The following is a 19,509-nucleotide window of genomic DNA, read 5'->3' on the forward strand; positions in this document are numbered from 1 at the left end:
TGGGTCGAGCCTAGAACTGCGACAGAGGCGCTCCGAGGACCGCCGAAATAGTCGTACTGGTGGGGCCCGAGGGGCTCATGTGCCTGGCACGGAAACGCGGCATCGTTCCCGGCGGGTGGGGGCGTGAAACGGATTTGGGCGATCGGCGCGCGACCGTGTAATGTCTTCCTCGCTCGCCCCAATAGCTCAGTCGGTAGAGCGTCTCCATGGTAAGGAGAAGGTCTGCGGTTCGATTCCGCATTGGGGCTCTGGTGTACGCGTCCAACGCAGCGCATGCATCGCAGCGGTGTAGCTCAGTCGGTAGAGCAAGCGGCTCATAATCGCTGTGTCACCGGTTCAAGTCCGGTCACCGCTACTAACGGTAGCCGATTGCGGGGTCGGTCCTTCGATCGGCTACTCTTTTATGCGTTAAACCATCCGTCCCGTCCGTCAAGGAGCACTCACGTGGCTGCCACCGACGTCCGCCCGAAGATCACGCTGGCCTGCGTGGAGTGCAAGGAGCGGAACTACATCACCAAGAAGAACCGGCGTAACAACCCGGACCGTCTTGAGATGAACAAGCACTGCCCGCGTTGCAACGCGCACACCGCGCACCGCGAAACGCGATAAAACAGGCTCGTACACGAGGCCGTCCCCACTACGGGGGCGGCCTCGTGTCGTTTTGTGGATCAGGCAGATCGAGAACACATCCAGGAGGTGCCGAGCCGATGGCGCTCGACCAGTCCTTCGTGGGGCGGACCTATCCGCCCACCGACCCGTACGAGGTCGGCCGGGAGAAGATCCGTGAGTTCGCGGAGGCGGTGGGGGACACGAACCCCGCGTACGTCGACCGTGCCGCCGCCGAGGAACTCGGTCACCCCGATGTGATCGCCCCGCCGACCTTTGTGTTCGCGATCACTTTCAAGGCCGCGGGCGAGGTCATCCACGACCCGGAGCTGGGGCTCGACTACAGCCGCGTCGTGCACGGCGACCAGAAGTTCGCCTACACGCGCCCGGTGCGGGCCGGCGACAGGCTGACGATCACCTCGACCATCGAGGGCATCAAGTCGCTCGCGGGCAACGACATCATCGACGTACGGGGTGAGGTGCACGACGAGGCCGGTGAGCACGTCGTGACCGCCTGGACCAAGCTCGTCTCGCGCGCCGCTGAGGAGGCCTGATCGCCATGGCGACGAACATCAAGTACGCCGATGTCGAGGTCGGCACCGAGCTGCCCGCACAGTCCTTCCCTGTGACACGTGCCACGCTCGTGCAGTACGCGGGCGCCTCCGGCGACTTCAACCCGATCCACTGGAACGAGAAGTTCGCGGTCGCGGTCGGCCTGCCGGACGTGATCGCGCACGGCATGTTCACGATGGCCGAGGCGATCCGTGTCGTGACCGACTGGGCCGGCGACCCGGCCGCCGTCGTCGAGTACGGCGTCCGCTTCACCAAGCCGGTCGTGGTGCCGAACGACGACAAGGGTGCCGAGATCGAGGTCAGCGCCAAGGTCGCGGCCAAGCTCGACGACAACCGCGTACGGGTCGACCTGACCGCCATGAGCGCGGGGCAGAAGGTGCTCGGGATGTCGCGGGCGGTCGTTCAGCTCGCCTGATCGCCGTCTACGTAGCTGTGAGTAAGGGGCGTCTTCATGGGGAGGCGCCCCTTACGTGTGCCGGCTGCCCGCGCCGGTTGCGTGCGCCGGTCCACTGAGGGATTGACGTAGATAGTGATTGGCCACTAACTTGGCCGCATGGTCAGGATGAGTGCGGAAGAGCGGCGCGAGAGCGTCATCCGTGCGGCGATCACCGAGTTCTCGCGGGGTGGCTACAACGGCACCTCGACCGAGACGATCGCCAAACGGGTCGGCGTCTCCCAGCCGTACCTCTTCCGCCTCTTCCCGGGGAAGCAGGCCATCTTCTTCGCGGCTGCCCGGCGCTGCTGCCAGGACGTCACCGACGTGTTCCGCAAGGCGTACGACGGGGCGGCGGCCGAGGGGGAGGAGTCGATGCAGTGCATGGGTGAGGCGTACCAGTCGCTCATCTCGGACGACCCCGAAAAGCTGCACATGCAGATGCAGATGTACGTGGCCGTCTCCGCTGCCGAGGCGGCGGGTGACCACGAGTTCGGCGAGGCCCTGCGCGTCGAGTGGATGAAGATGTGGGACGTGGTCAGCGAGGCCACGGGTGCGGACGTGGGGGAGACGACCGGATTCCTCGCCTACGGAATGCTGATCAACGTCCTTGTCTCGATGGGCTTCCAGCCCGATCACCGGGTCTGGGCCGGATTCGACACCTCGGCGCAGCCGGGGCGGTAAGCCATCACCTGTGTCACGGGGGTGCGCACTTTTATGCCCGTGAAAGTTAGTAATCAATAACTAACCTAGGGATTCCAAGGGGAAGCAATGTCACAGCAGCCGGCCGAACAGAATCGCGGAGGGGCCGTGTGGGCCCTCCTCATCACCAGCGTCGCCGGATTCATGGCGGCCCTCGACAACCTCGTCGTCACCACGGCCCTGCCGTCCATCCGCGAGGATCTCGGCGGGGCCCTCGACGACCTGGAGTGGACGGTCAGCGCCTACACGCTGACCTTCGCCGTTCTACTGATGTTCGGCGCGGCGCTGGGGGACCGCTTCGGGCGCAGGCGGCTCTTCCTGGTCGGGCTCACGGTCTTCACCGTGGCCTCCGCCGCCGCGGCCATGGCACCCGGCATCGACTCGCTGATCGCGGCCCGCGCCGTGCAGGGCGTCGGCGCCGCGATCATGATGCCGCTCACCCTGACCCTGCTCACCGCGGCCGTCCCGGTGGCCAAGCGCGGTCTGGCGTACGGGATCTGGGGCGCGGTCAACGGGCTCGCGGTCGCCTCCGGTCCGCTCATCGGCGGCAGCCTCACCGAACACATCTCCTGGCACTGGATCTTCTGGCTGAACGTTCCGCTGGGCCTCGCCCTGCTGCCGCTCGCCCGGCTGCGCCTGAAGGAGTCCTACGGCTCCGGCTCCCGGCTCGACCTCCTGGGCACCCTGCTCGCCAGCGGCGGTCTGTTCGGCATCGTGTACGGCCTGGTGCGCGCGCCCGTCGTCGGATGGACCGACACCCTCGTGCTGACCGGCCTGTTCGCGGGGACGGCGCTGCTCGCCGGGTTCGTGCGCCACGGGATCCGCAATGAGAACTCCATGCTGCCCATGCGGCTCTTCCGCTCCCGGGCCTTCGCGGGGATCAACGCCGCGAGCCTGCTGATGTTCCTCGGGATGTTCGGCTCGATCTTCCTGCTCAGCCAGTTCCTGCAGGGCGTGCTCGGCTACTCGCCGACCGAGGCGGGCCTGCGGATGCTGCCCTGGACCGGCATGCCGATGCTCGTCGCACCGATCGCCGGGATCCTCTCGGACCGGATAGGCGGCCGTCCCGTCGTCGCGACGGGGCTGTTCCTCCAGGCCGTCGGGCTCGGCTGGTTCGCCGCCGTGGTCTCCGCCGACGTCTCGTACGCCGCCCAGCTGCCGGCCCTGATCGTCAGTGGCATCGGCATGGCTCTCTACTTCGCCCCGGCCGCCAACCTGGTCATGTCCAGCGTCCTGCCGCAGGAGCAGGGCATCGCCTCCGGCGCCAACAACGCGCTGCGCGAGGTCGGCGGTGCGCTCGGCATCGCGGTCATGTCGTCGGTCTTCTCGGCTCAGGGCGGCTACGACTCCGCACAGCACTTCGTGGACGGGATCGAGCCCGCGCTGTGGGTCGGCGCCGGGATCGTGGCCGTGGCCGGTGTCGCCGCCCTGTTCATCCCGCGAGCGGGGCGCGCCAAGCCCGTCGCGCAGGATCCTGAGCCTGCTCCGGCCCTGGAAAACGCCTGATCACTGGAGATCCAACCGGGAGGAACGCCATGCCGACCCTGCCCTGGACCACCCCGAACACCCCACCCGCGCGCGTGGAGGCCCATGTCTTCGCCTCCCGCTTCGAGACCCGGACCCTGTGGGGCTCCCTGAAGTTCTTCGCCCGTACGCCCACCATCTGGCGACAGGTGGGGCGGGCACCGGGCGTCTACGGAGCGACCCTGAAGGCGGCGCCCTTACGGCGCACCTTCTGGACCCTGTCCGTATGGGAGTCGCCCAAGGCCCTGCGGGACTTCGCGGTCACCGAGCCGCACGCGGCGATCTCCGCGGGACTGCGGGGGCAGATGAAGGATTCGACCTTCCTCACCTGGAAGGCGTCGACCGACGAGCTGCCGCTCCACTGGAAGGACGTCCTGTCGCGCTTCCAGTGAGCCCGGCCACGGCAGCGGCGGCCCCGTCGGAGCGGCGGGGCCGTTCTCGTACCCTTGAGCGCGTGCAGGAACTCCACGACGCCCCTCTCGCCCCCCTGACCACCTTCCGGCTCGGCGGGCCCGCCACCCGGCTGCTCACCGCGACCACCGACGCCGAGGTGGTCGACGCGGTGCGCGAGGCCGACGCCACCGGCACGCCGCTGCTGATCATCGGCGGCGGCAGCAACCTCGTCATCGGCGACAAGGGCTTCGCGGGCACCGCCCTGCGCATCGCCACCAAGGGCTTCGAACTCGACGGCACGCGGCTGGAACTGGCGGCCGGTGAGGTCTGGACCGACGCCGTAGAGCGGACCGTCGAAGCCGGACTCGCGGGTGTCGAGTGCCTCGCCGGGATCCCCGGCTCCGCGGGCGCGACGCCGATCCAGAACGTGGGGGCGTACGGCCAGGAGGTCTCCGCCACGATCACCGAGGTGATCGCCTACGACCGCACGACCGGCGAGACCGTCACGATCCCCAACGCCGAGTGCGCCTTCTCCTACCGGCACAGCCGCTTCAAGGCCGAACCCGACCGCTACGTAGTGCTGCGTGTGCGATTCGAGCTGGAGGACGCGGGCGGCCTCAGCGCTCCCCTGAAGTACCCGGAGACCGCGCGCACCCTCGGCGTCGAGGCGGGCGACCGGGTGTCGGCCGTCCTCGCGCGCGAGACCGTCCTGAAGCTGCGCGGCGGCAAGGGCATGGTGCTCGACCCGGAGGACCACGACACATGGTCGGCGGGCTCGTTCTTCACCAACCCGATCCTTACGGATACGGAGTTCGCGGCCTTCCACGCGCGCGTGGTCGAGCGTCTGGGGGCGAACGCGAAGGCCCCCGCGTTCCCCGCGGGGGAGGGTCTCACCAAGACATCGGCGGCCTGGCTCATCGACAAGGCGGGCTTCACCAAGGGCTACGGCACAGGACCGGCCCGCATCTCCACCAAGCACACGCTCGCCCTGACCAACCGCGGCGAGGCCACCACGGAGGACCTGCTCGCGCTCGCCCGCGAGGTCGTCGCCGGGGTCAGGGACGTCTTCGGCGTGACGCTGGTCAACGAGCCGGTGGCGGTCGGCGTCAGCCTCTGACGACGGCCGCCCCGGTCAGTACGCGACCCCGACCCCCTGCTTCACCGTGGCAGGGTCGTCCACCATCGCCAGCATCGCGTGCGCGACGTCCGCGCGGCCGGCGAAGCGACCCGCGCGCGGGAAGCCGCCGACGACCGTGCGGTACGAACCGGTGACCGGCTTGTCCTGGAGGCGGGGCGGCCGCACCGAGGTCCAGTCCGTGGCGCTGCGCGCCAACTCGCCCTCCATATTGGCCAGGTCCACGTAGACGGGCTTCAGGAGCCGGCCGATCATGCCGATCATCGCGCGGTCGACGAGCGGCGAGTCGGCGGGCTGCGGCCCCACCGGACCCGCGCTGACCACCACCAGCCGGCGCACCCCCTCCGCCTCCATCGCCTTCAGGACCGACCGTGTGAGCTCGGTGGCGATGCCCGCGTCCGCGCGCCTGCGGGCGCCCAGGCCGGACAGCACGGCGTCCCGGCCCGCGACCGCCGGACGCAGCGACTCGGGGTCCTTCAGGTCGGCGCGCACCACCTCCAGGCGCTCACCGGTCACCGTGAACCGCGCCGGATCGCGGACCACCGCCGTGACCTCGTGCCCGGCCTCCAGGGCCTGCCTGACGATCTCCTGTCCGATGCCGCCCGTCGCGCCGAAAACCGTGAGCTTCATGGCGTGCCTCCAGGTGTGCTCGCGTAGTGGGTGAGTGTTCACTCACCGCGATTCACCTTTAGAGTGAGTGAGTACTCACCCCGCGTCAAGCTTGGTTGGAGCCTGCATGGACCAGAAGCCGGCCCGTGTCCGCATCGTCGACGCGGCCCACGAACTCATGCTGAGCATCGGTCTCGCCCGGACGACCACCAAGGAGATCGCCAAAGCGGCGGGCTGCTCCGAAGCGGCGCTCTACAAGTATTTCGCCAACAAGGAGGAGCTCTTCGTGACGGTGCTGGGCGAGCGCCTCCCGAAGCTCGGTTCCCTGCTCGGCAGGCTCCTCAAGGAGGGGGCGGGGGACCCCGATCGCACGGTCGAGCAGAACCTCACCGACATCGCCCACGAAGCGGCGCTCTTCTACGAGCAGACGTTTCCGATGGCGGCGTCCCTGTACGCGGAGCCCAAGCTCAAGCGCCGCCACGAAGAGGTGATGCGGGAACTGGGCACAGGGCCGCACAAGCCGATCCAGGGACTGGACGCCTACTTGCGGGCCGAACGGAAGTCCGGACGCATCAGCGCCGCGGCCGATACGTACGCGGCCGCCTCGCTCCTGCTGGGCGCATGCTCACAGCGCGCCTTCGCCTACGACATGGCCCCGGACCGCAAGCCGCCGCAGCCGGTGGACGAGTTCGCGGCCCACATCGCGCGCACGCTCCTCAACGGGATCGCCTGAGCCCAGCGCCCGTCAGGCGGCCAGCCACTCCTCAATGCCACCCAGAAGCTTCTCCTTGACGTCGTACGGCGCCGCGGAGCCGCGCACCGACTGCCGGGCAAGGTCGGCCAGTTCGGCGTCGGAGAAGCCGTGGTGGCGGCGCACGATGTCGTACTGGGCGGCGAGCCGCGAGCCGAACAGGAGCGGGTCGTCCGCGCCCAGCGCCATCGGCACCCCCGCCTCGTACAGCGTGCGCAGCGGCACGTCCTCGGGCTTCTCGTAGACGCCGAGGGCGACGTTCGAGGCCGGGCACACCTCGCAGGTGACGCCCCGGTCCGCGAGCCGCTTCAGCAGCCGCGGATCCTCGGCGGCCCGCACGCCGTGGCCGACCCGCGTCGCGTCCAGGTCGTCGAGGCAGTCGCGCACGGACGAGGGCCCGGACAGCTCGCCCCCGTGCGGCGCGCTCAGCAGCCCGCCCTCCCGCGCGATGTTGAAGGCCCGGTCGAAGTCCCGCGCCATGCCCCGCCGTTCGTCGTTGGAGAGCCCGAAGCCGACGATGCCCCGGTCCGCGTACCGCACCGCGAGGCGCGCCAGCGTACGGGCGTCCAACGGATGCTTCATACGGTTCGCGGCGACCAGGACGCGCATCCCGAGCCCGGTCTCCCGCGCGGCGCTGTCCACGGCGTCGAGGATGATCTCCAGAGCCGGGATCAGGCCGCCGAGACGCGGCGCGTACGACGTCGGGTCGACCTGGATCTCCAGCCACCCGGACCCGTCCGCGATGTCCTCCTCCGCGGCCTCCCGCACGAGACGCTGAATGTCCTCGGGGGCCCGCAGGCAGGAACGCGCCGCATCGTAGAGCCGCTGGAAGCGGAACCAGCCGCGCTCGTCCGTCGCCCGCAGCTTCGGCGGCTCGGCCCCGGTCAGCGCCTCGGGGAGCCGCACTCCGTACTTGTCGGCGAGTTCCAGCAGGGTCGTGGGCCGCATCGACCCGGTGAAGTGCAGATGCAGGTGGGCCTTCGGCAACTGACGTACATCACGTCCTACACGCTCCATCCCAAGATCCTGCCGTACACACCGGTCGTACCGATAGCGCCTTTCCACCTTCGGGGGCTCGTCCGAACGAACAAGCGGGCCGCCTCCGTAGGGAGACGGCCCGCTTGCACACGCTTACGTAGAAGCTCAGTCGCGCGCCTCGGCGAGCAGCTTCTGGATGCGCGAGACGCCCTCGACGAGGTCCTCGTCACCGAGCGCGTACGAGAGCCGCAGGTAGCCCGGTGTACCGAAGGCCTCGCCCGGCACCACCGCGACCTCGGCCTCCTCCAGGATGAGCGCCGCCAGCTCGACGGAGCTCTGCGGACGCTTGCCGCGGATCTCCTTGCCGAGCAGCCCCTTCACCGACGGGTACGCGTAGAACGCGCCCTCGGGCTCCGGGCAGACGAAGCCGTCGATCTCGTTGAGCATCCGCACGATCGTCTTGCGACGACGGTCGAAGGCCTCACGCATCTTCTCCACGGCCGTCAGGTCGCCGGACACGGCGGCGAGCGCGGCCGCCTGCGCCACGTTGGAGACGTTCGACGTGGCGTGCGACTGAAGGTTCGTCGCGGCCTTCACGACGTCCTTCGGGCCGACGATCCACCCGACGCGCCAGCCGGTCATCGCGTACGTCTTCGCCACGCCGTTGACCACGATGCACTTGTCGCGCAGTTCCGGAAGCAGCGCGGGCAGCGACGTGAACTTCGCGTCTCCGTAGACGAGGTGCTCGTAGATCTCGTCCGTCATCACCCACAGGCCGTGCTCCACGGCCCAGCGGCCGATGGCCTCGGCGTCGGCCTCGCTGTACACGGCGCCCGTCGGGTTCGAGGGCGATACGAACAGGACGACCTTGGTGCGCTCGGTGCGCGCGGCCTCCAGCTGCTCCACGGAGACGCGGTAGCCGGTCGTCTCGTCGGCGACGACCTCCACCGGCACACCGCCCGCGAGGCGGATCGACTCCGGGTACGTGGTCCAGTACGGGGCCGGGACGATGACCTCGTCGCCCGGGTCGAGGATCGCGGCGAACGCCTCGTAGATGGCCTGCTTGCCGCCGTTCGTCACCAGGATCTGCGAGGCGTCGACCTCGTAGCCGGAGTCGCGCAGCGTCTTCGCGGCGATCGCGGCCTTCAGCTCGGGCAGACCGCCGGCCGGGGTGTAGCGGTGGAACTTCGGGTTCTTGCAGGCCTCGATGGCCGCCTCGACCACGTAGTCCGGCGTCGGGAAGTCGGGTTCACCGGCGCCGAAGCCGATCACCGGACGCCCGGCGGCCTTGAGGGCCTTGGCCTTGGCGTCGACGGCGAGGGTCGCGGACTCGGAGATCGAGCCGACCCGGGCCGACACCCGACGCTCGGTGGGAGAGGAACCTGCGGACGGAGAAGGAGTTGCAGCGCTCATGGCCCCATCGTTCCAGACCGGAATGGCGCGGGGCACACGGGTTTCGAAGAGCGGGAAACCACTCTTGATCCACTTGCGGATGTTGCTCGTTCGACGGGGGGCTCCGGAACACGTACACTCACTGCTCGTTGGCCTTCACCGGCCGCGCCTTCCGACTGCACTCCGTGCGTCCGGGCGGATGCGGTACGTTGGGGGAGACAAAGGGTCGTAGCTCAATTGGTAGAGCACTGGTCTCCAAAACCAGCGGTTGGGGGTTCAAGTCCCTCCGGCCCTGCTACACACTCCTTCGCCAGGATGTGTGCGCATGTACGTACTGCATTGCACCGCCGTGCGGCTCCACCGGGCGCGGCACGGCCACGACCCGGAATCAGGTGAGGACGAGTGACGGACGCCGTGGGCTCCATCGACAAACCTGATGCCCAGGACGAATCGCTGGGGTCCAAGAAGGCCCGCAAGGGCGGCAAGCGCGGAAAGAAGGGCCCCTTCGGCCGTCTCGCGCTCTTCTACCGCCAGATCGTCGCGGAACTCCGCAAGGTCGTCTGGCCGACTCGCAATCAGCTCTCGACGTACACCACAGTGGTGATTGTGTTCGTCGTCATCATGATCGGTCTTGTCACCGTGATTGACTATGGCTTCAACCACCTTGTCAAGTACGTATTCGGCTGAGCCGAAAAGCGGAGGGCGCCGAGTCCGGCGCCCCTTTCGCGCGTTCCACCCCTATGTATCCAGGAAGAAGCAGCCACAGTGTCTGACCCGAACCTGAACGAGGCGATCGAGCCGGTCGAGTCCGCTGAGGACGAGCTCGACATCGTCGAGGCGGCGGACGCCGAGGACCCGGACCAGGCAGAGGCTGCCGACATCGCCGCCGGCGAGCCCGCCGAGGAAGCCGCGGTCGAGACCGTGGTGGACACCGAGGCCGAGGCCGCCGAGGAAGCCCGGACGGAGGAGGCCCCGGCCGAGGCCGAGGACGCCGTCGAGGCTGAGGTCGAGGTCGTCGAGGAAGAGCCGGTCGACCCGGTCACCGCGCTCCGCGACGAGCTGCGTGGCCTGCCCGGCGAGTGGTACGTGATCCACACCTACGCGGGCTACGAGAAGCGCGTGAAGGCCAACCTGGAGCAGCGCGCCGTCTCGCTGAACGTCGAGGAGTTCATCTACCAGGCCGAGGTGCCCGAGGAAGAGATCGTCCAGATCAAGAACGGCGAGCGCAAGAACGTCCGGCAGAACAAGCTGCCCGGCTACGTGCTCGTCCGCATGGATCTGACGAACGAGTCCTGGGGCGTCGTCCGCAACACGCCTGGTGTCACCGGCTTCGTGGGCAACGCCTACGACCCGTACCCGCTGACCCTGGACGAGATCGTCAAGATGCTCGCCCCGGAGGCCGAGGAGAAGGCCGCCCGCGAGGCGGCCGAGTCCGAGGGCAAGCCGGCGCCGCAGCGCAAGGTCGAGGTTCAGGTCCTGGACTTCGAGGTCGGCGACTCGGTCACCGTCACCGACGGCCCGTTCGCGACGCTGCAGGCGACGATCAACGAGATCAACGCCGACTCGAAGAAGGTCAAGGGCCTTGTCGAGATCTTCGGTCGCGAGACCCCGGTCGAGCTGAGCTTCGACCAGATCCAGAAGAACTAGCCCTTTCGGCGCCTTCTGGGCACACGCTTCCGAACAGGTCAGATGGGCTGCAAAGCCTGTCTGACCTGCTCGGTTTTTAGCCGCGCATGGATACCCGTTATCGTTGTGCGGTATGCCTCCATCCGGATGATCTGGACGATCATCGATCAGCCTTGATCAGGATGGCGGCTGAACACTCTCACTAAGACCCGGAGAGAGAGCACATGCCTCCCAAGAAGAAGAAGGTCACGGGGCTCATCAAGCTCCAGATCCAGGCCGGCGCCGCCAACCCGGCCCCGCCTGTCGGCCCCGCGCTGGGCCAGCACGGCGTGAACATCATGGAGTTCTGCAAGGCCTACAACGCCGCGACCGAGTCGCAGCGCGGTTGGGTCATCCCGGTGGAGATCACGGTCTACGAAGACCGTTCGTTCACCTTCATCACCAAGACCCCGCCGGCCGCGAAGATGATCCTCAAGGCCGCTGGTGTCGAGAAGGGCTCCGGCGAGCCGCACAAGACCAAGGTCGCCAAGATCACCGAGGCGCAGGTCCGCGAGATCGCCACCACCAAGATGCCCGACCTCAACGCCAATGACATGGACGCCGCGTCCAAGATCATTGCCGGCACCGCCCGCTCCATGGGCGTCACGGTCGAGGGCTGACCTCCACCTCGCAGATCCATCCGTGGCAGGGCCTGCTCGGCCCGCACCACGCCTCCTCTAGAACTCAGGAGAAGCAAGTGAGCAAGCGCAGCAAGTCTCTCCGCGCTGCGGACGCCAAGATCGACGGGGCCAAGTCCTACGCCCCGCTCGAGGCCGTCCGTCTCGCCAAGGAGACCTCCACGTCGAAGTTCGACGGCACCGTCGAGGTCGCCTTCCGCCTGGGCGTTGACCCGCGCAAGGCCGACCAGATGGTCCGTGGCACCGTGAACCTCCCGCACGGCACCGGTAAGACCGCCCGGGTCCTGGTCTTCGCGACCGGTGACCGTGCTGCGGCCGCGGAAGCCGCCGGCGCCGACATCGTCGGCTCCGACGAACTGATCGCCGAGATCGCCAAGGGCAACCGCCTGAACGAGTTCGACGCCGTCGTCGCCACCCCGGACCTCATGGGCAAGGTCGGCCGTCTCGGCCGCGTGCTCGGCCCGCGTGGCCTCATGCCGAACCCGAAGACCGGCACGGTGACCCCGGACGTGGTCAAGGCCGTGAACGAGATCAAGGGCGGCAAGATCGAGTTCCGCGTCGACAAGCACGCGAACCTGCACTTCATCATCGGCAAGGTGTCCTTCGACGACACCAAGCTGGTGGAGAACTACGGCGCGGCCCTGGACGAGATCCTTCGTCTGAAGCCGTCCGCCGCCAAGGGTCGCTACATCAAGCGGGCCGCCATCAGCACCACGATGGGCCCCGGCATTCAGCTCGACTCCAACCGCACCCGGAACCTCCTCGTCGAGGAGGACCCGGCCGCGGTCTGAGCCCTTCAAGGCTCGCTGTAGTCGCTACGGGCCCCGCACCTTTCGAGGTGCGGGGCCCGTTCCGCTTTTCCGGTCCGCCGGGTGCCGTGGCTGCGCTAGCTTCGCGGTGACCGACTCTGGGGGAGTGGATGCTGCGGTACGCGCGCGTGGTGGCCCTGGCCGCCGTGGGCACCCTGCTGACCGCCTGCGGCGGGGCACAGGAGCACGGGGCCGGCGAGACGCGCGCGGCGCGCGAGGCGCTGCGCGCGGCCCGGCAGCAGGTCGCCGCGGCGGGCTCGGCGCGCGTCGACGCGACGATGACCACCGGCAAGCGGCTGACCTCGCGCAGCACGGGCGCGCTCGGCTGGGCGGACGGCGTCGAGGGCACCCTGACCGTACGGGTCACGGGAGGCGAACTGGCCGCCTCCACGCGCGCGTTGGGCGGTGACCCGTCCCAGACGCGCTTCCTTCCGGACGCCCAGTACACGCGCATGAGCGACCGGTTCGCCGAACTCAAGGGCGGCCGGCACTGGATCCGCCGCCCGTACGACACCCGCGGTGACCTCACCCCGGCCGACACGCTCAAGGCCCTCACCGGCGCCGCGGACGTCCACAGGGTCGGGCAGGAGGCCGTACGCGGCACACGGGCCACCCATTACCGGGGGACCGCGGGCCGCCGGCACATCGACGTATGGCTCGATGCCCGGCATCGCCTGGTGCGGCGTACCCAGCACGTGGGCGATGTCATGGTGACCGTCCACTACCGCGACTACGGGGCCCCGGCCGCGGCCGAACGCCCGGCCGCACACGACACCGTCGACTTCGCCGACGTCACGGGCGCCGGATGAAGCTGTGGCCGAGCTGTCCGAGGCGTCCGCTATCGTGCGGGCAGATCAAGACGCACCAAGGGGTGGGATTCAAGATGACTGTTTCCGTACGACGTGTGGTCGGCGCGGCCGCCGCCACCGCGCTGCTGTGTTCGGCCGTCGCCGCCTGTGGTGGCGGGGACGACAAGGGCAGCGAGAAGAAGGCCTCCGGGACGGGTTCCCAGTCGGTCGCGCAGGCCGTCACGGCCGCGTACAAGAAGACCTCCGCGGCCAAGTCCGCCAAGGTCGACATGACCATGAAGATGCCGGCGGCGGCCCAGGGCGGCGGCGACATGAAGATGTCCGGCACCATGGGCTGGGACCCGACCGTCATGGATATGACGATGTCGGGCTCCGCGTTCGCGGCCGGCGGCGCCGACGCGCCCAAGAACATCCGCATGCTCATGAAGGACAACGTGATGTACATGGACATGGGCGCGGCCGCGGCCAAGTCCATGGACGGCAAGCGCTGGATGAAGATGGACCTCGCCGCCGTGGCGAAGGAGTCCGGCGACGAGAAGCTGGCGAGCCAGATGACCGGCAGCCTGGACAACATGAACCAGGACCCGGCCAAGCAGATCGCGGTCCTGCTCGACTCGCCGAACCTGAAGCACCTCGGCTCGGCCACGGTGGACGGCGCCGAGACGGAGCACTACAAGGGCAAGCTGACGGTCGACGAGATGCTGGGGAAGAACGACTCGCTGAAGGTTCTCAGCAAGTCCGAGCGCGACCAGCTGCTCAAGAGCGTCAAGAAGGCCGGTATCAAGAACTACGACACCGAGCTGTGGATCAACAAGGACGACCTGCCGGTCCGGCTCGACGTCACGATGGACAGCTCGCAGGGCGCCGTCCAGATGTCGGAGAAGTTCTCCGACTACGGCGCCGCGGTGAAGGCCTCCACGCCGCCCGCGAGCCAGACCTTCGACATGATGCAGATGCTCAAGGAGCTCGGCGGCGCGTCCGGCGCCGGCGGCGCCACCGGGTCTGCTTCCCCGGGTGTTGACAGCGGCGTCTGAGCGGATTTGCTCGACACGCCCCGCTTCACGTAATCTTCCACAGAAGCCAAAGACCGCTGGTCGTTGCCGTCCGCTCATAAGAGGGGGCGGTGGCCGAAGGATCCGCTGAAACTGCGGACGACCCGCGCAGGTGTTCGTGGAAGTGCTCCCTCATGGATTCGTCCGTGATGGTCGAGCTCACGCCCCGTGCGCCTGCGCCGGGGCGTTTCGCTTTCCCAGCCTCCTTGCGAGCGGTCCTCATCACCCGGAAGGAGGCCGACGCTCTATGCCGACGCCCGACAAGGCTGCCGCGGTAGCCGAGCTCACGGACAAGTTCCGCAGCTCGAACGCCGCTGTGCTGACCGAGTACCGGGGTCTCACCGTGGCCCAGCTCAAGCAGCTGCGCCGTTCGCTCGGTGAGAACTCCGAGTACGCCGTGGTGAAGAACACGCTGACCAAGATCGCGGCCAACGAGGCCGGGATCAACGCGCTGGACGACCTCTTCGCGGGTCCGACGGCGGTTGCCTTCGTCACCGGTGACCCGGTGGAGTCGGCGAAGGGTCTTCGTGACTTCGCCAAGGACAACCCGAACCTCGTCATCAAGGGCGGTGTCCTTGACGGCAAGGTGCTGTCCGCCGACGAGATCAAGAAGCTTGCGGACCTCGAGTCCCGCGAGGTTCTGCTCTCCAAGCTGGCCGGTGCCTTCAAGGCGAAGCAGTCGCAGGCTGCCTCCGTCTTCAACGCGCTGCCGACGAAGCTCGTCCGCACCGTGGACGCGCTCCGTGCCAAGCAGGACGAGCAGGGCGGTGCCGAGTAATTCGGCTCGCTTTCTGATCCCCGCCGCCTGAGACGGCGGCAGGGATCGCAGCGGGCCGAACTTCTACGAAGTGATGCCGAAAGGCATACGCCCGCCTCACCCAGTACATCCGGCACCTGCCGATTTAGTGGAAGGACCGCCATCATGGCGAAGCTCACCCAGGACGAGCTGCTTGCGCAGTTCGAGGAGATGACCCTCATCGAGCTCTCCGAGTTCGTGAAGGCCTTCGAGGACAAGTTCGACGTCGAGGCTGCCGCTGCCGCCCCCGTCGTCGTCGCCGGTGCCGCTGGTGGCGCCGCCGCCGAGGCCGTCGAGGAGCAGGACGAGTTCGACGTCATCCTCACCGGCGCCGGTGACAAGAAGATCCAGGTCATCAAGGTCGTGCGCGAGCTGACCTCCCTGGGCCTCAAGGAGGCCAAGGACCTCGTCGACGGCACCCCGAAGCCGGTCCTCGAGAAGGTCGCCAAGGACGCCGCGGCGAAGGCCAAGGAGCAGCTCGAGGCTGCCGGCGCGGCCGTCGAGGTCAAGTAAGACCTCTTCGAGTCTGTCGACTCCTCTCCGGTGAAACTGCTCCCTTGGGAGCTGTAACGCCGAGGTACCGAAGGGCGATCACCCAACTGGGTGGTCGCCCTTCGGCGTTGTCCGGATCGCAGGCCGAGGGTGCCTTGCGCTGTCGGACGCGCAGAGTATGGTGATCTTCGTTGTGCCTGACGCCACCCTTGTTCGGTCAAGAGGGGGCCTTGACGAACAGCACGCAGCGCGCAATTCTCAGGACGCGTCGTCACAACGATCCGGATCCGAGGCATGGATCGACGGCGAAGAGGGCAGTAAGAATGTGCGCTCAGCGCACAGGGAACGCCGCAGACGGTGAACGGTTGAGGACAACGAGGGTCTCAAAAAACCCGCACTGGACATCAGTGGGCCTTCTGGCTACACTGTCCCTTTGCGCTGCCTGTTAGCTGCTCCCTGCCCGTCACCAGGGGCATGCCCTCGCCTCAGCACTGTGGATTGAACCGGCTCTGATCTGGCCATACGCCAGGTCAGGGGCTCTGTCCCGTTGTATGGCTTGGGACCGGTACGCGCGTAGTGAGTCCGAGCCCTCGGAAGGACCCCCTCTTGGCCGCCTCGCGCAACGCCTCGATCGCGAATACGAACAACGGCGCCAGCACCGCCCCGCTGCGCATCTCCTTTGCAAAGATCAAGGAGCCTCTCGAGGTTCCGAACCTGCTCGCGCTGCAGACCGAGAGCTTTGACTGGCTGCTCGGCAATTCTGCTTGGCAGACTCGGGTCGAGGAGGCTCTGGAGTCGGGTCGCGACGTCCCCACGAAGTCCGGTCTGGAGGAGATCTTCGAGGAGATCTCCCCGATCGAGGACTTCTCCGGGTCGATGTCGCTGACCTTCCGCGACCACCGCTTCGAACCGCCGAAGAACTCGATCGACGAGTGCAAGGACCGCGACTTCACGTACGCCGCCCCGCTCTTCGTCACCGCCGAGTTCACCAACAACGAGACCGGCGAGATCAAGTCCCAGACGGTCTTCATGGGCGACTTCCCGCTCATGACCGACAAGGGCACCTTCGTCATCAACGGCACAGAGCGTGTCGTTGTCTCCCAGCTGGTCCGCTCGCCGGGTGTCTACTTCGACTCCTCCATCGACAAGACGTCCGACAAGGACATCTTCTCCACCAAGATCATCCCTTCCCGGGGTGCCTGGCTGGAGATGGAGATCGACAAGCGCGACATGGTCGGTGTGCGCATCGACCGCAAGCGCAAGCAGTCCGTCACCGTTCTCCTGAAGGCTCTCGGTTGGACGACCGAGCAGATCCTCGAGGAGTTCGGCGAGTACGAGTCCATGCGCGCCACCCTGGAGAAGGACCACACCCAGGGCCAGGACGACGCACTGCTCGACATCTACCGCAAGCTCCGTCCGGGCGAGCCGCCCACGCGTGAGGCCGCGCAGACGCTGCTCGAGAACCTCTACTTCAACCCGAAGCGCTACGACCTCGCGAAGGTCGGCCGCTACAAGGTGAACAAGAAGCTCGGTGCCGAGGAGCCGCTGAACGCCGGCGTGCTCACGACCGACGACATCATCGCCTCCATCAAGTACCTCGTGAAGCTCCACGCGGGCGAGACCGAGACGGTGGGCGAGTCGGGCCGGGAGATCGTCGTCGAGACCGACGACATCGACCACTTCGGCAACCGCCGTATCCGTAACGTCGGAGAGCTGATCCAGAACCAGGTCCGTACGGGTCTCGCCCGTATGGAGCGCGTCGTGCGCGAGCGCATGACGACCCAGGACGTCGAGGCGATCACGCCGCAGACCCTGATCAACATTCGCCCGGTCGTGGCGTCGATCAAGGAGTTCTTCGGTACCTCGCAGCTGTCCCAGTTCATGGACCAGAACAACCCGCTGTCGGGGCTGACGCACAAGCGTCGTCTGAACGCCCTCGGCCCGGGTGGTCTGTCCCGTGAGCGGGCGGGCTTCGAGGTCCGAGACGTGCACCCGTCCCACTACGGCCGCATGTGCCCCATCGAGACCCCTGAAGGCCCGAACATCGGCCTGATCGGTTCGCTCGCCTCGTACGGACGGATCAACCCGTTCGGTTTCATCGAGACGCCGTACCGCAAGGTCACCGAGGGTGTCGTCGGCGACGACGTCGACTACCTGACGGCCGACGAGGAGGACCGCTTCGTCATCGCGCAGGCCAACGCGCCGCTGACGGAGGAGCTCACCTTCGCCGAGGCCCGCGTCCTGGTCCGCCGTCGTGGCGGAGAGGTCGACTACGTCCCCGGTGACGAGGTCGACTACATGGACGTCTCGCCGCGCCAGATGGTGTCGGTCGCGACCGCGATGATCCCGTTCCTCGAGCACGACGACGCCAACCGTGCCCTCATGGGCGCGAACATGATGCGTCAGGCCGTGCCGCTCATCAAGTCCGAGGCGCCGCTCGTCGGCACCGGCATGGAGTACCGCTGCGCCACCGACGCCGGCGACGTGCTCAAGGCCGACAAGGACGGTGTGGTCCAGGAGGTCTCCGCGGACTACATCACCACCGCCAACGACGACGGCACGTACAGCACGTACCGCCTGCACAAGTTCTCCCGCTCGAACCAGGGCACTTCTGTCAACCAGAAGGTCGTCGTGGACGAGGGCGCGCGGATCGTCACCGGCCAGGTCCTGGCCGACGGTCCCGCGACCGAAGAGGGCGAGATGGCCCTCGGTAAGAACCTGCTCGTGGCGTTCATGCCGTGGGAGGGTCACAACTACGAGGACGCGATCATCCTGTCGCAGCGCCTCGTGCAGGACGACGTCCTCTCCTCGATCCACATCGAGGAGCACGAGGTCGACGCCCGTGACACCAAGCTCGGCCCGGAGGAGATCACCCGGGACATCCCGAACGTCTCCGAGGAGGTCCTCGCCGACCTCGACGAGCGCGGCATCATCCGGATCGGTGCCGAGGTCGTCGCCGGCGACATCCTCGTCGGCAAGGTCACGCCCAAGGGCGAGACCGAGCTGACGCCGGAGGAGCGCCTGCTCCGCGCGATCTTCGGTGAGAAGGCGCGCGAAGTGCGCGACACCTCGCTGAAGGTGCCGCACGGTGAGATCGGCAAGGTCATCGGCGTCCGCGTCTTCGACCGTGAAGAGGGCGACGAGCTGCCGCCGGGCGTGAACCAGCTGGTTCGTGTCTACGTGGCCCAGAAGCGCAAGATCACCGATGGTGACAAGCTCGCCGGCCGTCACGGCAACAAGGGCGTCATCTCGAAGATCAACCCGATCGAGGACATGCCGTTCCTGGAGGACGGCACCCCGGTCGACATCATCCTGAACCCCCTGGGTGTGCCGTCCCGAATGAACCCGGGTCAGGTCCTGGAGATCCACCTCGGCTGGCTCGCCAGCCAGGGCTGGGATGTCTCCGGTCTGAGCGACCAGTGGGCCCAGAGCCTGCAGGCGATCGGCGCCGACCAGGTCGAGCCGCGTACGAACGTCGCGACCCCGGTCTTCGACGGCGCGCGTGAGGACGAGCTCGCGGGTCTGCTCGAGAACGCCCGGCCGAACCGCGACGGCGACCGCATGGTCCTTCCGTCCGGCAAGGCGCGGCTGTTCGACGGCCGCTCCGGCGAGCCGTTCCCGGACCCGGTCTCGGTCGGGTACATGTACATCCTCAAGCTGCACCACCTGGTCGACGACAAGCTGCACGCCCGGTCGACCGGCCCGTACTCGATGATCACCCAGCAGCCGCTGGGCGGTAAGGCTCAGTTCGGTGGCCAGCGCTTCGGTGAGATGGAGGTGTGGGCGCTGGAGGCATATGGCGCCGCTTACGCCCTCCAGGAGCTGCTGACGATCAAGTCCGACGACGTCACCGGCCGCGTGAAGGTCTACGAGGCCATCGTCAAGGGCGAGAACATCCCCGAGCCCGGCATTCCCGAGTCCTTCAAGGTGCTCATCAAGGAAATGCAATCTCTGTGCCTCAACGTGGAGGTGCTGTCCTCGGACGGCATGTCCATCGAGATGCGCGACACCGACGAGGACGTCTTCCGCGCAGCGGAGGAGCTCGGCATCGACCTGTCCCGGCGCGAGCCGAGCAGCGTCGAAGAGGTCTGACGGGAGTCCGGTAGGGGCCCGTTTCCGGGCCCCTACCGACCCCTCGACCCCCGTTTCAGA

20 protein-coding genes and 3 tRNA genes are annotated in these 19,509 nt (G+C 67.7%); 20 read left to right on the plus strand and 3 right to left on the minus strand.

The window, feature by feature from the left end; genetic code table 11:
* The first annotated feature begins 175 nt into the window (after positions 1 to 175).
* The 9 genes from ACWD2L_RS33920 (at position 176) to ACWD2L_RS33960 (ending at position 5,348) form a co-directional block, all read left to right on the plus strand.
* Positions 176 to 248: transfer RNA gene (locus ACWD2L_RS33920), tRNA-Thr, on the plus strand.
* 34 nt (positions 249 to 282) lie between these two features.
* Positions 283 to 355 (plus strand) — tRNA-Met (locus ACWD2L_RS33925).
* Between the two features lie 89 nt (positions 356 to 444).
* Positions 445 to 609, plus strand: a complete 165-nt coding sequence (gene rpmG / locus ACWD2L_RS33930; protein ID WP_351338345.1) for a 50S ribosomal protein L33 — start codon at positions 445 to 447, stop codon at positions 607 to 609.
* Positions 610 to 707: 98 nt separating this feature from the next.
* Complete coding sequence (locus ACWD2L_RS33935) at positions 708 to 1,160, plus strand: MaoC family dehydratase N-terminal domain-containing protein (RefSeq protein WP_351338344.1); 453 nt, start codon at positions 708 to 710, stop codon at positions 1,158 to 1,160.
* Positions 1,161 to 1,165: 5 nt separating this feature from the next.
* Positions 1,166 to 1,594 (plus strand): MaoC family dehydratase, encoded by a 429-nt coding sequence (locus ACWD2L_RS33940; RefSeq protein WP_351338342.1) that lies wholly within the window; start codon positions 1,166 to 1,168, stop codon positions 1,592 to 1,594.
* A 138-nt stretch (positions 1,595 to 1,732) separates the two neighbouring features.
* Positions 1,733 to 2,296, plus strand: coding sequence for a TetR/AcrR family transcriptional regulator (locus ACWD2L_RS33945; protein WP_351338339.1), 564 nt, complete (start codon positions 1,733 to 1,735; stop codon positions 2,294 to 2,296).
* Positions 2,297 to 2,383: 87 nt separating this feature from the next.
* Entirely contained in the window at positions 2,384 to 3,820 is a 1,437-nt protein-coding gene (locus tag ACWD2L_RS33950; RefSeq protein WP_351338336.1) for an MFS transporter, read from the plus strand.
* Between the two features lie 29 nt (positions 3,821 to 3,849).
* Positions 3,850 to 4,230, plus strand: a complete 381-nt coding sequence (locus ACWD2L_RS33955) for a DUF3291 domain-containing protein (protein WP_351338334.1) — start codon at positions 3,850 to 3,852, stop codon at positions 4,228 to 4,230.
* Entirely contained in the window at positions 4,227 to 5,348 is a 1,122-nt protein-coding gene (locus tag ACWD2L_RS33960) for a UDP-N-acetylmuramate dehydrogenase (protein WP_351338332.1), read from the plus strand. The genes ACWD2L_RS33955 and ACWD2L_RS33960 overlap by 4 nt, the downstream gene beginning before the upstream one ends.
* Before the next feature lie 15 nt (positions 5,349 to 5,363).
* On the opposite strand, the gene ACWD2L_RS33965 is transcribed toward ACWD2L_RS33960, so the two are convergent.
* Positions 5,364 to 5,996, minus strand: coding sequence for an NAD(P)-dependent oxidoreductase (locus ACWD2L_RS33965; protein ID WP_351338329.1), 633 nt, complete (start codon positions 5,994 to 5,996; stop codon positions 5,364 to 5,366).
* A gap of 106 nt (positions 5,997 to 6,102) precedes the next feature.
* Here ACWD2L_RS33965 and ACWD2L_RS33970 point away from each other — a divergent pair, with 106 nt between their 5' ends.
* Positions 6,103 to 6,708, plus strand: a complete 606-nt coding sequence (locus tag ACWD2L_RS33970) for a TetR/AcrR family transcriptional regulator (protein ID WP_351338326.1) — start codon at positions 6,103 to 6,105, stop codon at positions 6,706 to 6,708.
* Between the two features lie 12 nt (positions 6,709 to 6,720).
* On the opposite strand, the gene ACWD2L_RS33975 is transcribed toward ACWD2L_RS33970, so the two are convergent.
* Together ACWD2L_RS33975 and ACWD2L_RS33980 are read right to left on the minus strand one after the other, a co-directional pair.
* On the minus strand, positions 6,721 to 7,743 hold the full coding sequence (locus tag ACWD2L_RS33975) for an adenosine deaminase (protein WP_351338324.1): 1,023 nt from the start codon (positions 7,741 to 7,743) through the stop codon (positions 6,721 to 6,723).
* Between the two features lie 126 nt (positions 7,744 to 7,869).
* Positions 7,870 to 9,117: a pyridoxal phosphate-dependent aminotransferase gene (locus tag ACWD2L_RS33980; RefSeq protein WP_351338321.1), complete on the minus strand. Its 1,248-nt coding sequence runs from the start codon at positions 9,115 to 9,117 to the stop codon at positions 7,870 to 7,872.
* A gap of 201 nt (positions 9,118 to 9,318) precedes the next feature.
* On the opposite strand from ACWD2L_RS33980, the gene ACWD2L_RS33985 reads away from it, so the two are divergent.
* The 10 genes from ACWD2L_RS33985 to rpoB all read left to right on the plus strand — a co-directional run bounded on the left by ACWD2L_RS33985 (position 9,319) and on the right by rpoB (position 19,449).
* Positions 9,319 to 9,391: transfer RNA gene (locus ACWD2L_RS33985), tRNA-Trp, on the plus strand.
* A gap of 107 nt (positions 9,392 to 9,498) precedes the next feature.
* Positions 9,499 to 9,783, plus strand: coding sequence for a preprotein translocase subunit SecE (gene secE / locus ACWD2L_RS33990; RefSeq protein ID WP_351338318.1), 285 nt, complete (start codon positions 9,499 to 9,501; stop codon positions 9,781 to 9,783).
* 78 nt (positions 9,784 to 9,861) lie between these two features.
* The gene (gene nusG, locus ACWD2L_RS33995) at positions 9,862 to 10,743 is read left to right on the plus strand and encodes a transcription termination/antitermination protein NusG (protein ID WP_351338316.1); all 882 of its coding nucleotides are present in this window, start codon (positions 9,862 to 9,864) and stop codon (positions 10,741 to 10,743) included.
* 203 nt (positions 10,744 to 10,946) lie between these two features.
* Entirely contained in the window at positions 10,947 to 11,381 is a 435-nt protein-coding gene (gene rplK, locus ACWD2L_RS34000) for a 50S ribosomal protein L11 (RefSeq protein ID WP_351338313.1), read from the plus strand.
* 77 nt (positions 11,382 to 11,458) lie between these two features.
* On the plus strand, positions 11,459 to 12,190 hold the full coding sequence (gene rplA / locus ACWD2L_RS34005; protein ID WP_351338310.1) for a 50S ribosomal protein L1: 732 nt from the start codon (positions 11,459 to 11,461) through the stop codon (positions 12,188 to 12,190).
* Between the two features lie 128 nt (positions 12,191 to 12,318).
* Positions 12,319 to 13,017, plus strand: coding sequence for a hypothetical protein (locus tag ACWD2L_RS34010; protein ID WP_351338308.1), 699 nt, complete (start codon positions 12,319 to 12,321; stop codon positions 13,015 to 13,017).
* 74 nt (positions 13,018 to 13,091) lie between these two features.
* Complete coding sequence (locus ACWD2L_RS34015) at positions 13,092 to 14,051, plus strand: hypothetical protein (protein WP_351338306.1); 960 nt, start codon at positions 13,092 to 13,094, stop codon at positions 14,049 to 14,051.
* A 265-nt stretch (positions 14,052 to 14,316) separates the two neighbouring features.
* Positions 14,317 to 14,847 carry a 50S ribosomal protein L10 gene (gene rplJ / locus ACWD2L_RS34020; protein ID WP_351338303.1) on the plus strand — a complete coding sequence of 177 codons (531 nt, stop codon included), beginning with the start codon at positions 14,317 to 14,319 and terminating at the stop codon, positions 14,845 to 14,847.
* Positions 14,848 to 14,991: 144 nt separating this feature from the next.
* Positions 14,992 to 15,378, plus strand: a complete 387-nt coding sequence (gene rplL, locus ACWD2L_RS34025; RefSeq protein WP_266713052.1) for a 50S ribosomal protein L7/L12 — start codon at positions 14,992 to 14,994, stop codon at positions 15,376 to 15,378.
* A gap of 585 nt (positions 15,379 to 15,963) precedes the next feature.
* Entirely contained in the window at positions 15,964 to 19,449 is a 3,486-nt protein-coding gene (rpoB, locus tag ACWD2L_RS34030) for a DNA-directed RNA polymerase subunit beta (protein WP_351338300.1), read from the plus strand.
* The last annotated feature ends 60 nt before the right edge of the window (positions 19,450 to 19,509 follow it).

The organism is Streptomyces sp. NPDC002754, from assembly GCF_053592315.1.

What these genes read in the sequence shown, in the direction of transcription:
- ACWD2L_RS33940 (WP_351338342.1), top strand. Translation starts at nt 1,166, where the DNA reads ATGGCGACGAACATCAAGTACGCCGATGTCGAGGTCGGCACCGAGCTG.
- rplK (WP_351338313.1), top strand. Translation starts at nt 10,947, where the DNA reads ATGCCTCCCAAGAAGAAGAAGGTCACGGGGCTCATCAAGCTCCAGATC.
- ACWD2L_RS33950 (WP_351338336.1), top strand. Translation starts at nt 2,384, where the DNA reads ATGTCACAGCAGCCGGCCGAACAGAATCGCGGAGGGGCCGTGTGGGCC.
- ACWD2L_RS33980 (WP_351338321.1), bottom strand. Translation starts at nt 9,117, where the DNA reads ATGAGCGCTGCAACTCCTTCTCCGTCCGCAGGTTCCTCTCCCACCGAG.
- ACWD2L_RS33955 (WP_351338334.1), top strand. Translation starts at nt 3,850, where the DNA reads ATGCCGACCCTGCCCTGGACCACCCCGAACACCCCACCCGCGCGCGTG.
- ACWD2L_RS33945 (WP_351338339.1), top strand. Translation starts at nt 1,733, where the DNA reads ATGGTCAGGATGAGTGCGGAAGAGCGGCGCGAGAGCGTCATCCGTGCG.
- ACWD2L_RS33935 (WP_351338344.1), top strand. Translation starts at nt 708, where the DNA reads ATGGCGCTCGACCAGTCCTTCGTGGGGCGGACCTATCCGCCCACCGAC.
- ACWD2L_RS34015 (WP_351338306.1), top strand. Translation starts at nt 13,092, where the DNA reads ATGACTGTTTCCGTACGACGTGTGGTCGGCGCGGCCGCCGCCACCGCG.
- rplJ (WP_351338303.1), top strand. Translation starts at nt 14,317, where the DNA reads ATGCCGACGCCCGACAAGGCTGCCGCGGTAGCCGAGCTCACGGACAAG.
- ACWD2L_RS33965 (WP_351338329.1), bottom strand. Translation starts at nt 5,996, where the DNA reads ATGAAGCTCACGGTTTTCGGCGCGACGGGCGGCATCGGACAGGAGATC.
- ACWD2L_RS33970 (WP_351338326.1), top strand. Translation starts at nt 6,103, where the DNA reads ATGGACCAGAAGCCGGCCCGTGTCCGCATCGTCGACGCGGCCCACGAA.
- rplL (WP_266713052.1), top strand. Translation starts at nt 14,992, where the DNA reads ATGGCGAAGCTCACCCAGGACGAGCTGCTTGCGCAGTTCGAGGAGATG.
- ACWD2L_RS33975 (WP_351338324.1), bottom strand. Translation starts at nt 7,743, where the DNA reads ATGGAGCGTGTAGGACGTGATGTACGTCAGTTGCCGAAGGCCCACCTG.
- ACWD2L_RS34010 (WP_351338308.1), top strand. Translation starts at nt 12,319, where the DNA reads ATGCTGCGGTACGCGCGCGTGGTGGCCCTGGCCGCCGTGGGCACCCTG.